The sequence below is a fragment of the Candidatus Limnocylindrales bacterium genome, from assembly GCA_035559535.1.
Classification (GTDB): domain Bacteria; phylum Moduliflexota; class Moduliflexia; order Moduliflexales; family JAUQPW01; genus JAUQPW01.
In genome coordinates, this window is record DATMBG010000040.1 from 137,231 (window position 1) to 152,460 (window position 15,230).

The 15,230-nt window shown below is 46.3% G+C and carries 11 protein-coding genes; 4 read left to right on the forward strand and 7 right to left on the reverse strand.

The window, feature by feature from the left end; genetic code table 11:
• Positions 1-86: 86 nt before the first annotated feature.
• The 4 genes from VNM22_14670 to VNM22_14685 all read right to left on the reverse strand — a co-directional run bounded on the left by VNM22_14670 (position 87) and on the right by VNM22_14685 (position 6,026).
• The gene (locus VNM22_14670; GenBank protein ID HWP48405.1) at positions 87-2,591 is read right to left on the reverse strand and encodes a DNA internalization-related competence protein ComEC/Rec2; all 2,505 of its coding nucleotides are present in this window, start codon (positions 2,589-2,591) and stop codon (positions 87-89) included.
• Positions 2,588-2,935 (reverse strand): helix-hairpin-helix domain-containing protein, encoded by a 348-nt coding sequence (locus tag VNM22_14675; GenBank protein HWP48406.1) that lies wholly within the window; start codon positions 2,933-2,935, stop codon positions 2,588-2,590. The genes VNM22_14670 and VNM22_14675 overlap by 4 nt, the downstream gene beginning before the upstream one ends.
• Positions 2,936-3,009: 74 nt before the next feature.
• A complete protein-coding gene (locus VNM22_14680; GenBank protein ID HWP48407.1) occupies positions 3,010-5,577 on the reverse strand; it encodes a heavy metal translocating P-type ATPase in 2,568 nt (855 codons plus the stop codon).
• 167 nt (positions 5,578-5,744) lie between these two features.
• Positions 5,745-6,026, reverse strand: coding sequence for a metal-sensitive transcriptional regulator (locus VNM22_14685; protein ID HWP48408.1), 282 nt, complete (start codon positions 6,024-6,026; stop codon positions 5,745-5,747).
• A gap of 224 nt (positions 6,027-6,250) precedes the next feature.
• Here VNM22_14685 and VNM22_14690 point away from each other — a divergent pair, with 224 nt between their 5' ends.
• Both VNM22_14690 and VNM22_14695 read left to right on the forward strand, forming a co-directional pair.
• Complete coding sequence (locus VNM22_14690; GenBank protein ID HWP48409.1) at positions 6,251-7,009, forward strand: ComF family protein; 759 nt, start codon at positions 6,251-6,253, stop codon at positions 7,007-7,009.
• Between the two features lie 110 nt (positions 7,010-7,119).
• Positions 7,120-8,142: a response regulator gene (locus VNM22_14695; protein HWP48410.1), complete on the forward strand. Its 1,023-nt coding sequence runs from the start codon at positions 7,120-7,122 to the stop codon at positions 8,140-8,142.
• Here the strand turns inward: VNM22_14695 and VNM22_14700 are convergent.
• On the reverse strand, positions 8,119-9,195 hold the full coding sequence (locus VNM22_14700) for a sigma 54-interacting transcriptional regulator (protein ID HWP48411.1): 1,077 nt from the start codon (positions 9,193-9,195) through the stop codon (positions 8,119-8,121). The genes VNM22_14695 and VNM22_14700 overlap by 24 nt on opposite strands.
• A 194-nt stretch (positions 9,196-9,389) precedes the next feature.
• On the opposite strand from VNM22_14700, the gene VNM22_14705 reads away from it, so the two are divergent.
• On the forward strand, positions 9,390-9,596 hold the full coding sequence (locus VNM22_14705; GenBank protein ID HWP48412.1) for a DUF6494 family protein: 207 nt from the start codon (positions 9,390-9,392) through the stop codon (positions 9,594-9,596).
• A 79-nt stretch (positions 9,597-9,675) separates the two neighbouring features.
• Here the strand turns inward: VNM22_14705 and VNM22_14710 are convergent, their stop codons facing one another.
• The gene (locus VNM22_14710) at positions 9,676-10,980 is read right to left on the reverse strand and encodes a hypothetical protein (GenBank protein HWP48413.1); all 1,305 of its coding nucleotides are present in this window, start codon (positions 10,978-10,980) and stop codon (positions 9,676-9,678) included.
• A gap of 231 nt (positions 10,981-11,211) precedes the next feature.
• Here VNM22_14710 and VNM22_14715 point away from each other — a divergent pair, with 231 nt between their 5' ends.
• Complete coding sequence (locus VNM22_14715; protein ID HWP48414.1) at positions 11,212-13,995, forward strand: DEAD/DEAH box helicase; 2,784 nt, start codon at positions 11,212-11,214, stop codon at positions 13,993-13,995.
• On the opposite strand, the gene VNM22_14720 is transcribed toward VNM22_14715, so the two are convergent.
• On the reverse strand, positions 13,989-15,221 hold the full coding sequence (locus VNM22_14720; GenBank protein ID HWP48415.1) for a response regulator: 1,233 nt from the start codon (positions 15,219-15,221) through the stop codon (positions 13,989-13,991). The genes VNM22_14715 and VNM22_14720 overlap by 7 nt on opposite strands.
• Positions 15,222-15,230: the final 9 nt, after the last annotated feature.

Consider the following 15,230-nt stretch of genomic DNA (forward strand, 5'->3'; position numbering starts at 1 on the left):
CTCCTGTTGAAATATGAATTTCTGACTGGAATTTATAAAAACTGACTGTTAATGAGATATTTTACTGCAAAATATAATCTTACTCTTTATCCCTGTCCAAACGTTTTCACCTTAACCCCTACGCCATGGGTCTGGATCTGTACGGCGCCATCTGCATCGGTTCGATATACTTTAATCCCTGCTTTCCGGTATCTTTCCAGAATCAAGGGGGAGAAACTCTCAAAACGGCTATACTTTCCTGAAGATATGACCGCTATAGAAGGTTGAAGGGCTTCTAAAAATTCCTGACTGCTGGAGGTGGCACTACCATGGTGCGGAGCCTTCAGGATGGTACAGGGTTCCAGGTTCCCACTCTGAAGGAGAAATTCCTCGGCTTCTTGTTGGATGTCTCCCGGAAACAGAAAACATATCTTTCCATACGTTACCCTCAAGACCAGGGAATGGTTATTGGTCAAGTGATCGGACGTATGGACAGTCCCCTGGAGATAAGTTGGAGAAGGATGGAGGATCTGGACGTCTACCTCACCAAACTTCTGCCGATGACCCTGTTGAACCTTAAGAAGGGGGATTCCCTTCGTCATTGCAGTCCGGAGTAATTCTTTATACAAGGGATTTCGAGATTCCCAGGGCGAGATCCACAGGGCTCCTATGTCAAATTTTTCTATGAGATATCGAAAACCCTGGAAGTGATCGGCATGGGCGTGGGAGATAACCAGAACATCTACCCGGGAGATCCCTTGATGCCACAGGTAAGGAGCCAGGATACTTCGACCCACATCGAACCGACTCCCATAGGAAGAACCCCCCCCATCCACAAGGATCGTAGAACCTTTTGGAAGCTCCAGAACGGTACTATCCCCCTGTCCCACATCCAGGAAGGTAACTCGAAGGGGGGTTGGAATGATCCAAAGGATAAGGGTGTAGATAGAAAAGATGAGCAGGACTGTTCCCAATGCAAAGATCATCCTTTGACCGGCAGGTCGTTTAAATCCCTTGAAAATCCCAAACACAAGAAGATAACTTAACAGGAGAGGGATTAAGAATCTTGTGGAGACGGGAATTTCCGAATAAGGAAGATGTGCGATGAAGTTAGAAAGATCCATAAATCCTCTGACTAAAATTAAGTCCAACTGGAGGAAGAACTGGGCCAGGGCAGGTACAAAGAAATTCATTCCGCAGGCCAGAATTCCCAGGGGAAGAATCACCCCGGAGAGGGGTAAAGCCGGGATATTGGCTAAAAGTCCATAGGGGTAGAGGTGATTAAAGTAGTAAATAATCAAAGGGGCGGTACTCAACTCTGCAAAGGCGGTTGAAAGGAGAATTCCTACAAAGAATACCCGGACTTTTCCCCCTAGGTTTTCTTTTTTTAGGGATATCAGCCGATAGGCATACAAAATCGCCGTGGTAGCCACCATGGTTAATTGGAAGCTTGCCTCGAATAAGCTGACAGGATCTATAAGTAAAAGAAGCAGGGCGGAGACGGCCAGACTATAAAAAGGATCTGCGTTTCGATCAAACAAGGTGGCCAGAAGGAAAATGGAAGTCATCAGAGAAGCGCGAATCATGGGAGGTTCGAACCCAGCCAGGAAGGCATATACAAAAACCGCCCCTATCACTCCAAGGAGAAGGGGTCGGGAAAGGATTCTGAATAATTTAAATACTATAAATAAGAACCCTGCAAGAATTCCGATATTTCCCCCGGAGACCACCAACAAATGATAGAGTCCGGACAATCTGAAATTTTCCTGGAGTTCCGGAGTTAGAGAAGTTTTACTCCCCAGAATCATAGCCTGGAGAATGCCCCGTTCATCTTCCGATGGGGATTTTTTTTCAAGGGGATCTTGATCCTCTTCTCCGGCTTCCTGTTCAAGGGGGTCTTCAACCCCCTCAGGAAAACGGGTTTCAGATCCTATGTCAGAGGAAGGGTTCAGAAAATTCATCATCTGCTCCCGAACATGGAATATCCTGCGTAATAGAGAAAATCCGCTTCCGGTTTCTAACCGTCGAAGCAGATAGGGGGAGTAGTGACTCAGGGAACCCGTTAAATAAATCCCCTGGCGGGCAAGATAGGCTTTGTAGGCAAAGGCCCCAGGGTTTTGATAATTCACAGGAATATGGAGTCGGATGCGAACCCTCAGGCGATCCCCATATTGAAAATCGGGAATATCGTGAAGAGTGGGCACTTTATGGACGGTAATTCGGATCTTACCCGTTACAGCCTGTCGGGACACCCCTTCTTCCAGGATTTCAGTCTCCAAATAAAGGCGGTCCCGGTCCGGAAACCTCTCCCGGGGTTGATACAGTCGGCCCTCCAGGGTGACTAGTTGATGATTTTGAATCAGGTGAATCAGGTGATTGGCCGGGAGTTTCTGAGAAAGGGCATATCGAGAAATTCCCAAAACCATGAACGCCAGCAACAGAGTGACCGTGGCAGGCCGGTATCTTCGGATATAAAGAAACCCACCCGAAATAAGAGCCAGCAGCAGAAGGACCCAGGGAATATAAAGAAAGAGTCGGGGAAAGGGGAAATAATGGGCTGCAACCAGCCCCAGGGCATAACAGATCAGAAGAGGATAAATGGGGCGTTTCATGGGGCAACCAGGTAGACCCTTAGTTTCTCGAATTTATATTCGTTGATACCCGGAATGTTTTTCAGTTCGTGGATATTTTTGAATCCGCCCTGTCGCTCCCGATATTCCAGAATTCTGGTAGCGTAACCTGGGCCGATAAAAGGAAGGAGTTGCAGGTCGTAGAAATCGGCCGTATTTAAATCCAGGGGAGTTTCAGGAAGAAATGGGGATTCCGAGGTAGAGGGGGCAGAACCGGAGGTTAAAGGAGTTTCGGTTGACCCTCCGGCGAAAAAGAGACCGATCAGATAGGTGAAGAGAATCAGGAGAAGGAGGGTTGCCTGGGAAGGGGAGAAAGAGCTCTTCATAGTTTCGGGGGGATCGTACGACCCTGACCATTTCCTCCAACAAAGCAGGACTAAGGTTGTTACGACCCATTCATTTATTCCAATTTGATTTTCCTGAGTCTCAGAGAATTACTTACAACCGAAACCGAACTAAAGGCCATAGCCGCAGCAGCAAAGATAGGCTTGAGTAAGATTCCGAAAAATGGGTACAAAACCCCAGCGGCAATGGGAATTCCGATTACATTGTAGAAGAAGGCCCAGAAGAGGTTCTGTTTAATGATTTGCATGGTTTTTTTGCTCAGTCGGATAGCCACAAGTACGCCTTTGAGATCATCCCGAATCAGGGTAATATCTGAGGCTTCCATAGCGATATCTGTTCCTGTACCGATGGCAATTCCCACATCTGCTTGAGCCAGAGCCGGTGCGTCATTAATTCCATCACCGACCATGGCCACCCGCTTCCCCTGGTTTTGAAGTTTTTTAATCTCCAGGGTTTTATCTTGAGGGAGTACTTCGGCCAGAACCCGCTTAATCCCCAATTGATGAGCGATGGCTTCTGCAGTTCGGTGATCATCTCCTGTCATCAGGATAACTTCCAGTCCCAGGTTTTGGAGCTCTCGAACTACCTCAGGGGCTGAAGGTTTCAGCGTATCGGCAACGGCTATGAGTCCGGCCGACTTTCCATCTATCGCCACGAAAACAGGAGTTTTACCCTGATCGGAAAGTTTTTCCGCTTCCTGGACTAAGCTGGTAATTTCGATGGAGATCTTTTCGATGGCACGGTATCGGGATATTTCCTTCCCGGCTTCTGGAAAAAGGGTGGTAACCTCAACCCCTGCCTGGGTCATTAATCTTGGATTCCCCAAAAGAAGGGTTTTTCCCTCTACTTTTGCCCGGATACCCTGTCCGGGGATGGCTTCGAACTCTTCGGCCTCGGAGAGATGTAAACCTAAATCTTTTGCTTTATTCACCAGGGCTTCTCCCAGGGGATGCTCAGAACTCTTTTCGGCAGAGGCAGCCAGTCGAAGTAATTCATATTCAGAAAAGGTTCCTGTTGTGATAATATCTGTTACCATCGGTTTTCCCTGGGTTAACGTTCCCGTTTTATCGAAGATCAGGGTATCGATTTTATAGACCATTTCTAAACTTTCTCCCCCCTTGATGAGAACCCCGTGTTCGGCCCCCTTTCCGATACCGACCATAATCGCAGTTGGAGTCGCCAATCCCAAAGAGCAAGGGCAGGCAATGATTAGAACTGCCACAAAGTTGAGCATGGAGAGGGTCAGGGAATGCCCGGTAAAATACCATACAAAAAAGGTTAAGAAGGCTATTCCGATAACTAGGGGGACAAAGACCGCGGCGACCCGATCTGCCAGGTATTGAACAGGAGCTTTTGAACCCTGGGCCTCTTCTACCAACCGGATAATCTGAGCCAGAACCGTATCCTTCCCCACTTTGGTAGCCTGAAATTTAAAGGTTCCCGTCTTATTTAGGGTTGCCCCAATCACCTCATCCCCCACCCCCTTGAGAACCGGGATACTTTCTCCGGTTAACATGGACTCATCCACCACCGAACGGCCTTCGATAACTTTACCATCCACCGGAATTTTCTCCCCAGGTCGAACCACAATCACATCTCCAACCCGGACTTCTTCCACGGGAATGTCCAACTCTAGGCCATTTCGAATCACCCGGGCTGTCTTTGCCTGTAACCCCACGAGTTTCCTGATAGCTTCGGAAGTTCGCCCCCGGGCTTTGGCTTCCAAAAATCTCCCTAGCAGGATTAAGGCAATAATCATGGCAGCCGTATCATAGTAAATCTCTAAATCCAGATGAGCCCGAATAAAAACCGAAGGAAAGAAGGTAGGAAATAAGCTGTAGAAATAAGCAGCGGAAGTTCCCACGGCAACCAGCACGTTCATATCTGCCGTTTTGTGCTTCAGGGCGGCATAGGCTCCCCGATAAAATGGCCAGCCCCCCCAGAACTGGACAGGAGTCGTCAGAACAAAGAGGATAAAATAGAGGGTTTGCATGGGAATTTCCCTCAGACCCGGAATATGTTGATACATACTTCCAACCATCACCAAAACGGCCAGCGCGAGACTGAAGATAAATCGGGTCTTGAGGCGGGTAAGAGCCCTTTCCTTCTCAACCTGATCTTCTTCTAAAACATCTTTACCCTTCCCTTCCTCCTGTAAAAATTTTATCTGGGAGACCTCACCGGGACTTCCTTCTGGAACCTCGTAACCCACTTCCCGGATGGCCTGCTTAAGGTCGCCAGGAGTAACCTGGGAAGGGAGATATTCCACCGTGGCCTTTTCCGAGGCCAGATTAACATTAGCCTGAATGACCCCTTCTACCCTTTGGAGGGCTTTTTCAATTCGAGCTACGCAGGAAGCACACGTCATTCCCTGGATGGGAATGATAATCTTCTCGGTTTTAACCGTATAACCCAGGTCGGTAACGGTATTGATTAAGGTAGAAACAAAGCCGGATCCGGTCGGTACCGAGTCTGGATCATATTCTATGGTGGCCCGTTCGGTAGCCAGATTGACGTTTACCCGTGTAACTCCCGGAACCTGAGCCAACCCCTTCTCTATTCGATTTACACAAGATGCACAACTCATTCCCTCAATGGATAAATCTATTTTTTTAGTTACCATACCTTCCTGCTAATCCTGTTAAATGCCATGAAACCCTTAAGTCGATTTTAAGGAGACCCCGGAAATCCGGTGGCAAAAATTTAAGAATTTTGAACCCTTCTCTTCCCATCTCCGTTAGCTTTGGATCCTGATCGCTCAAAGGTTTTAGGCCATTTAACACAATCCGATTAGTATCTCCTGAACTTTGATAAAATATCCATGATCTCGTTTATTTTTTCTTGTTTTTCGCGTTCCGACCCGAATTGCATCGCTTCGGCTACACACGTTTCCAGATGCTTTTCCATGATCACGTCTTCAACTCCTTTTAAGGCTGCAACCACAGAAGTTAATTGCGTCAGTATTTCGATACAGTAACGATCCTCCTCTATCATCTTTTGAATCCCACGAATCTGCCCCTCAATTCGTTTGAGACGATCCAGGATGGATTTAGGTGAGCTTTTTACTTGCATAGTTTTTTGATTCCTTGATAAAATTAATTAAAAATCAAAACCTCGAATCGGTGATTTTTTAATATCTAAACCCGTAATGGGTCTGGCGGACGATCTGTTTATTCTAAAAAACCACATTTCAGAATCCCTTGATAAGATATAAGGTACCCCCCTACCCTATTTTGTCAAGAGGGTTAACCGGTAGGTAAAGAACAACCCTTTACCGTCCAAGGAGAGGGGTCATCATGCAAAATTTCCAAAAAATTTTAGAAGCCCTCTCAGATTTTCTTTTTCCGGCGGAATGTATTTTTTGTAAAAATTTTTTGGGAGAAGAACGGATCTTAAATTTTTGCAAAAATTGCTGGAGGAAAGTAGAATTAATACAGGACTCAGTTTGCTGTTGTTGTGGTAGACCCTTTCCATCTCAGAACGTCTCCGAAACGGCTCCCGGTTTTACCTGTGAAAACTGCCGGAAAGGTCTTTATCATTTTGATAAAGCCCGAGCGGTAGGAAAGTATCAGGGGGTTTTACAGGAGGCTATTCATCAATTTAAATATGAACCAACCCGAGTTGGGAGAGGAAAACCAGGTCTCGGAAAGCATCTAGCAAAGCTTATGGTTCAACATTTACCCCCGGATTTGAATCTAAATGCCTTTGATGTGATAATCCCGGTTCCCCTTCATAAAAGCCGTAAACGGTGGCGAGGATTTAATCAATCGGAGATCCTGGGCAGGTTCCTCGGCCAGCACTATCGAATCCCCTTGGATACCCGTCACTTATATCGCATCAAAGAAACCCGACCTCAGGTGGAGCTTACCGGTAAGGAACGGATCGGGAATGTACGGGGCGCTTTCGAAGTTCAGAGGGCCAAAGACTTAGAAGGAAAAAAGGTGGTTCTAGTAGACGACGTTTTTACCACAGGTTCAACGGTAAACGAATCGAGTCGAATATTAAAAAAGGCAGGAGTCAGGGAAATTCTCGTTTTGACTCTGGCCAGAGCCTAATCACTGGTATATAAGTTGCACGATCCTAGTTAATGTGTGAAAATCCAAGATGGACGGTAAGAGTTACCTATTTTCACTCTTAACTTTCTAACTTTCAAAAACAGAAAAGCATGGGGACTTCTAAAAAAGTTAAGGCAAAATCTTCTAAGATCTTAGTAGTAGATGATGAGCCTGGAATTCTGGAGTTTCTCACAGATCTTCTTACAACCTTTGGTTATACCCTTACCACGGCAGCCGGTGGAGAACAGGCCATTAAATTCCTGGAAACGGAGACTTTTGATGTCATTCTGGTGGATTTAAAAATGCCGCGAATCGATGGGTTAGAGGTTTTACGTAAAGCCAAAGCTTTGGATCCCGATGCCGTTGTGGTATTTTTAACCGGCTATATGACTCTGGAGAATGCCCTGGATATGATGCGAGCAGGGGGGGCCTTTGATTGCCTGACCAAGCCCCTTGAGGATATCGGGCATCTTCAACGGGTTTTAGAAAAAGCGATTTCTTTTCGAAGGTCTCGAGTAGAATACAAACACCGTTTGGAAGAATTAACGATTTTACATACCAGGGAAAAGGCGGCGAGGTTATTAGAAAAAAAGCGGGTCAGGGAACTTACCACCCTTATTGAAGTCAGCAGGCTGATTACTTCCTCTTTAAACTTGAAGGAGGTTTTAAACGAGATTCTACGACTTTGTAGCCGGTTAATGTCGGTGAACCATGCAGCGATTCTCCTGGCAAACCCTCACCAAGAATTGGAATATGTGGAAAGCATGGGATTTGTGGAAGAAAAAAATGGGTTCAAAATAAAGATCGGAGAAGGTCTTTCCGGGTGGGTTGCAGCCCATGGAAAAACCTTAGAGGTATGGGAGGTAACTGCAGACCCTCGATATAACTTTCCGGAGGTCGCCAAGAAGCATCAGTTAAAATCTTACCTGGGAGCCCCCTTGAAGCTAAAAGAGAAAACGATGGGCGTTTTAGATATTTATACGGTAGGAATTCCAAGGAAATTCTCGGAAGATGAAATCCGCCTGTTTTCCAGTTTTGCCGATCAAGCGGCGATTGTAATTGACCATGTTCGGTTGTATGAAAAACTCAGGGGATATAAAGTCGGGTCATCAGGTAATGAGCAGATGGTGTAATTCAGCGGGTTTAAACCGAAATGAGTTGGTGAACGAGGTTTCGACTTCTATAAATTCATCCAGAATTTTTCCGTTGACCTGACTTCCGTCTTTCAACTTGAAGGTAAAATATTTGAGTCTTGGAGTTAGAAAATCTTCATCGTCCACCCGGATAATTTCCGTAATGTCTTCTACAGGGAGGGTATATTGATCCGAATCTCTTTGCAGGATGAAGCTTCGAGATTTAAGTCGTCCCTTAAACTGTTCTGCTTTCAGTTTAATCAAGCACTCCTGGTTATGATCCTCCGAAACAGAAAGATAGGGAGAGATATGCTCGGCCGTGATGACCCCTCCCTCCATATCCGGTTGCGCGAATAGTGCATCCAGAGTTCTCTTCAACTCGGCCATGTTTCCGGGCCAGGAGTAGCTCTGGAGAAGTTCCATAGCTTCCGGGCTGATCTTCCGTATCTTCTTATGATATTTAGTGTTGAGTTCTTCCATGAGAAGGGCCACGATTTCTGGAATGTCTTCTCGACGCTCCCGCAAAGAGGGAACATACAAGACCTTTCCTCGATTCTTAAAGATTTCAAAAAGACCTGGATGTAAAATCTTATCGGTCAGGGCCTTATCTAAATCTCCCACCACAGAAGCCATAAATCGAACCTTGCTCTGGAGGGTATCGGTACTGTTCACCCGGAAGAAATCTATTAACCCATCTACATTTCCGGTTGCAATAATCCGTTCCAGGATTTCCTGGACAACCAGGGAACATTCGGTAGCCCGTTTCAAGAAAATAGTTCCTTCATGGGCTTCCTCCAGCCATCCTGGGGTGTCCTCAAAACCTAAAAATTGACGTTTAACCGCTTCGGGTTCCAGGGAAAAGCAGGTAATGGGAATAAATTTACCAGTCTGGGTAGCTGTATGGATGGTTTTTGCATAAAAAGTCATCCCACTTCCAGGCTCTCCCCAGAGAAGTAAAGGCCACATCGTGGGAGCCACCGTCTTAAGTTCACCTTTAAATTTCAGCAGAGCAGGAGATTGACCCACCAGATAATACTCTAACCCATGTCGCATAAGAACCTCCCTTCTTTCCGGGATTAGATGCCAGTCAATTAATATTAATGGTTCTTTTCCAGATGAATGTCAAGAATAAAAGAGAAAGAGCGTTTTTTGTTGACCGGGATGGAAAGGGTCGGTATAGTTAGTTAAAAGTAAAACCGGGGACAAAATCCCTTAGCTTAGTTCTGATCACCGAACAGGAGGTTAAAGTGAACGAAGAAGTTTTCAATATGGAAGTTCGAAAATTCCTTAAAAAGGTCGGAGTCACCTCACAACGGGAAATCGAGAAAGCGGTCCGGGAAGCTGTTCAATCGGGTAAGCTCACAGGTAATGAAAAACTCAAAGCCCGGATAAAGCTGGAGGTAGAGGGGATAGATCTGAAACTGGTCATCGAGGACGACCTTGCCTTGTCCTGAACAATTCTTATTTTAACCCAACAGATATACCTTCCCATCGGGTGGATCCCTGGGTTTTCTCCCCGAGGAATCCAAGGGGTCATACCCTGCTGGCTTTTATGGTATTTGCCCGATAATTCAACCATCCCAGCAACAAAACCCCCAAGAACAGATATTGAAGCAATGAGACAAACTCAACCATCCGCTCCCCATGATAGGACCACAGATCCATATAAGGAAACTGATTACCCGGTACCGTAAGGAGGGGAAGTGAGGAGGGGAAGGGATTAGGCAAATCGGGCAGGGTCCAGAAAACTCTTTGGGAAATAAGCTGGCTTCCCACCAGAACGGCCACCAATCCGGGTGAGGTGAGTAAGGCCCGATGATCTTCAATGGATTTTCCGCTGAGGAGATAAACCACCGGCAGCGCCCAGTATAAGATTCTTTCTGTGTCACTCCCACCTATCCAGGCTAAAACCGCAAAACCGATCAGATAAACGAGCAGAAATTGATGGGCCATGAGATAAGAAAGGCTCCGTCGCCAGTTATAAAGGGTAATGAAAATAAGCGGTCCAAAAGTAATAAACCATGCATGCAAGTAAGCCAGGAGAGGTTTCTCATAGGCCCAATAAAGTGCCGTCTCCAGAAAAGAATAGTCGTTGATTTGGATTACAACCTGCCGAACCCCCCAGAAACCTGAGATGGCAAAAATGACCGGAATCAGGAATCCCGCAGGAGGACTTTCAATCAGGTCGGAAACCTGTAAGTTGGCCCATTCGGAGAATAGCCTTCTTTTATATCGGACAGGATTGGTGGCAAAGAGCAAAGCGATGGGAACAACCATCATAGCTTCCCGAAATAGAACACCCACCAGGGAAATAAATCCCAAAAAACCCAGGGTCAGCCACCCGGGTTTCCGGATAACTTTATGAATACCTATGAGTCCGGCAAGTAAAAACACGAAGATCCAGGGGTCTACATAAACCGGGTAGAAGTAAACAAACCGGACCGGCCCATGCCACTGGATAATAAAAAGAAGGACAAGAATCACTCGAACTTCCCAGGCAAACAGATTTAATCGTAACCAGAAAAGCAATAAAAAGACCGCCGCCCCATTGGCCAGAAGATTTATCGTTTTAAAACCCAGGAGGAGATCATCTTTGAAAAACAGGGATACCAGCAGAGGGGTTCCGATGCGATACCCAAAGGGGGCACCCGCCCGGGGCTGTTGTCCTTTCAGGAACTGCTCGGCAACGGAATAATAAACGATCCCATCCCAACCTCTCCCGTTGTTAAGGGAAATCGGCTTTTGAAAAATCTGGCTAAGTACGTTAACCAGCAGGAAAGCGGTGACAAGGATGAGAACCTCGAGGGTATTTCGGGATATTTTATTGAAACAGATCATGGGGAGCCGCCCTAAAAAGCCCTGAAAAATGGGATTCGCAGATAGCCTATCCCATTTTGCAAACCGGCGTCAAGGAGAAAATCCACTTTTTTGCTGATTCCCCGGTCTTGGGTTTAAAAGGCGAATTTTATGCGAAATTTTCTGGAAAATTCATTGACGATCCCTTCAAATTAAGGTAACTTAATCACATAGGCGATTGGTTTAAAGCAAAATTTAAAATGAAAGGGATTTATGAAAGTTCAGGAGCTTCAAAAGTTCGGTATAGACCCGGAGATTATCCGAATCTGGGTTAAACAGGAAAGTGACCTTCTCCTTCCGGTTCAGGAACAGGCCATCAAAGACTATAAAATCCTGGAAGGAAGAGATCTTTTGGTTTCTGCCCCGACCTCGTCGGGTAAAACGTTTTTGGGGGAAATAGCTGCTCTTTATAATATTTTCCGGAGAAGAAAAGTTATTTATCTGGTTCCTTTAAAGGCTTTGGCCGAGGAAAAATACGCAGATTTCTGTAATAAGTATGCCGGGTTTGGGATCAAAGTTGTTCTTTCTACGGGAGACCGTTCAGAGTTCGATGCTGCGATCCTTCGAGGGGATTTTCAACTGGCGGTGATTGTTTTTGAAAAGATGAACCGACTGCTTACGCGGAATCAAGCGCTTATCAACAATTGTGGTCTGGTGATTGTCGATGAAATTCAGATGACCACCGATGATACCCGGGGGGCTAATCTGGAAATGCTGTTGACTCAGATTTTATCTTCCCGGGAAAAGGTTTCTCAGAAGATTCAGTTAATTGGGCTTTCTGCGGTTATAGGAGATTTAAATCGATTAGACCAGTGGTTAGGGATGACAGTTTTGAATTCGGTGCAACGGCCTGTTGAACTTCAGGAAGGAATTCTGACCCGGGATGGAACCTTTAAATACCGGGAGTTCCTGTCGGGCCAGATGGGGATTGAGAAATTTCCGGAATTTACGCCTGATCCCAGGATCAACTTGAAATCCGTGGAGGGGAGAAAGGAGTATCAATACCGTCGGTTAGCCCATTTTGTTTCTTATTTTGTTCGGCAAGGGGAACAGGTTTTGATCTTCAGAAAGTGGAAGGGATTGACCCGAGAGACGGCTTTCCGGCTGGCCATTGACTTGAATTTACCCCCCGCCGAGGAGGCTATTGAGGCTCTCCAAAACGTGGAGAACTCGGTTTCTAAAGAGATTTTGATGTCGGCCTTAAAGCATGGGGTGGCCTTCCATAATGCAGATTTAGGAAGTGAGGAGCGAAGGGTCATCGAGGAGTATTTTAAGGCAGAGGATAGCAAAATTCGGGTCGTCTGTGCCACCACCACACTGGCCATGGGAATCAACCTTCCGGTAAAGACCGTGATCATCAACGATATGGAGAAACCGGACCCGGATGCTAAAACTTTCCAGGAAATTCCCCTCTCTCCGGCAGAGTACAAGAGTATGAGCGGTCGGGCCGGGCGGTTTGGTAAACAGGATAAGGGTCGATCGATTATTTTTGCCGATACGGCAGCTCAGTTCAGTATCTTCTGGCGTAACTATATCGATGGCGAGTTCCCTAAAATGAATTCCCATCTCTATAACAGTCCTTTACTGCAAGAAACGCTTTTGCTGATTGCTTCGGAACGTTGCAGCTCCCGAGAAGAATTGATAGATTTCTTTACCCGTTCCTATGCAGGTTATCTGTATTGGAGCCCGAGCGAAGGAAGGACAGCAGGGCGGTTATCTTTAGTCAATAAAGTGGAGAGGGCTTTAAAAATCTGTGCAGAAAATGGGTTGATCAAAGAAACCGTGGCCGATGAGTGGAAACCAACAGAACTCGGGAGAATATGTGCCCTTCAAGGCGTCTCCATCTTTTCGTTTTTAAATCTTCTCCAGTTACTTCCCGAGATCCATCCCTCGGATTATCATCCCTGGGAATTGCTTTTCCTGGCTACCCACAACCGGGAGATCGAAGAACTTCATTTTCGGCTCCCCCTGAGTACTCTGGATTCCGGAGAATATATCCGGGACCTCCAGGATCTGAATCTTCCCCATTGGGAAAATCTTTTGCAAAGATCCGAGGAACTGTTTGGTGATCGCTACGAAACCATCAAACGTCTCAAGATGTCCCTCATTCTGTGGGACTGGATCCAGGGGACCGATCTTCGGGAAATCGAGCTCAAATACAATCGAGATTATCAGGACAAAGCTTACAGTGGCGTGATTCGAACTCTGGCCGAGAATAGCAGTTGGATGCTGGAGACCCTGGCCGAAGTTGTAACGGCAAAGCATTATGATGTTGAATTTGTCAAAAACCTCAAAATACTTTCCCGACGGGTACTTTATGGAATTCATGAGGAGGAAGTGGCCCTGGCAGAGCTCAGGATTCCCGGTCTGACCCGTGAAAATTTACATCGACTGTCCCAATGGGGTTATACTTCCCCGGAAGCGGTGGCTAAAGCCGATGTTGAGATCCTCCAGCGTATTATTCCCAGGGAACTGGCTGTGAAAATCAAAGAGATCCTTCAAAAGAAGCCGGCCTCTAAAGGGTTCCAGGGAATGGAGAATCAAAAACTCAGATTGGAAAAGCTGGGTCTGGAGACCTCCTTCCTGCTAAGTGTGTATCAGGCTGAGACCTTAACCGATCTGGCAGAATCTATCGGTCGTTTACTTCAACACCTTGAGGTTCCGTCCATCCTTAAAAAAGTGGGTGAGTCAGACTCCAGTACGGATTATACCCTGCGGGATGATAAGGCGGTAATCTTCCTACGGGTTCTTCCACCCCAGGAGAAGGAAATTCCGCTGAACCAGGTTGCAGAGGTTTTATCCAAAGCCGCCAGGTTTGTTCCTCTTTCTATCGTGATTATCGGAAAACCTGGCTTCAGTCAGGAAGCCCTGGAAGAAGCTAAGCAACTTTCCCAGGCTTATTCGGTTAACATTCAGCCCCTTTCTGTGTATGATCTGGGGGAGCGGTATGTGGAAATTTTGGAGGGACAGCGACCCATCGGGATGCTCTTTCAGTAAGAAGTAGCTGCCGATCGTTTACTTCTCCTTTCCAGGGCAGCCTTTCGGATGATGGTAGCGGCCTGAGCCGTAATGAGTCGCCCCTCCTTAGGCTTATCCTGATAAGGATCTAAGAGGACAATAAAGTCTCCCCTTCCAATTCGACGCATGTTCACATAACCTTTCTCAAAGAAGAAGGAGATTTCCAGAAATTTTCCGTTCATGAAATCGGCAGAACGTTTCTGGACAAAGGTTAAGAATTCTTTTTCATCTTTAAAGAGGCCGAATTTACCTGGGGTTTTCATCACTTTGAGCAGAACAAAGGTTTTAGTTTTCACCCGAACATAAAAGAGTTGGGTCGCCGTTGAACTTTTTATTAACTCTAAAAGTTCTCTTTCCAGGTTGGCCTTAAATTCCTTGTAAGATTCCAGGGGACCGGAAGCCTGAGCAGATTCACTCAGGAGCTTTTTCTCCCCGACTTCTCTGACATCTGCGGCTGCTAAAAGGGCAACCAAATTAAGAGGTTTTCCCTTGGGCATTCTCTCCGGATTGGCCCTTCCAAAGGAGAAGGTTCCTTCCGGCCAGTTAATAAGGGTATGGAAGGCCTCTTCTCCTTCAAGCCGTTTTTTCACCCCTTTGGAGTTATCGACCAGGACCAGATGCTCGATGTTACCGTATCGGATATGCATCGAGGCACTCTGGCGATTCCGGGGGTTTGTAAGGGTCACGTAACCTGAAGCACCTTCCAGATGAAGCATCTGAAGCAATGAAGGCAGATTCTCGTTGGTAAGATCGGCGATAAGTCCGGCTCCCTTCTTCAAACTCCTGGTACTTAGATTAAGCAACCTCTCCAGCTTTTTACGCAAATTATCTAAAAAAGATGACAGGGCTTCAGTATTGGAAGGTTTGACCATATAATCCAGAGCCCCGGCATCCAAAGCTTCACTGGCGATATCTTGTTCTCCAATACCTGTTAAAATAACAATGGGTATTTCGGCAATGGTTGGGTTTGGGTGTGCCTTGATTTTCTGGGTAGCTTCAATCCCACTCATGCCGGGAGCCATCAGGACATCCATGAAAATAAGATCCGGCAAAAGAGCCGGATCTTTTGCGGCAAACTCTTCCAGTAAAGCAATCGCTTTTTCCCCTGACTCTACCGCTGTAGCTGAATGGTTTGCCAGCTCTATCATCTGACTGAGATAACGTCGGACGGTACCGCTATCGTCTACAATCATTACTTTTGCCATGGTCGCCTA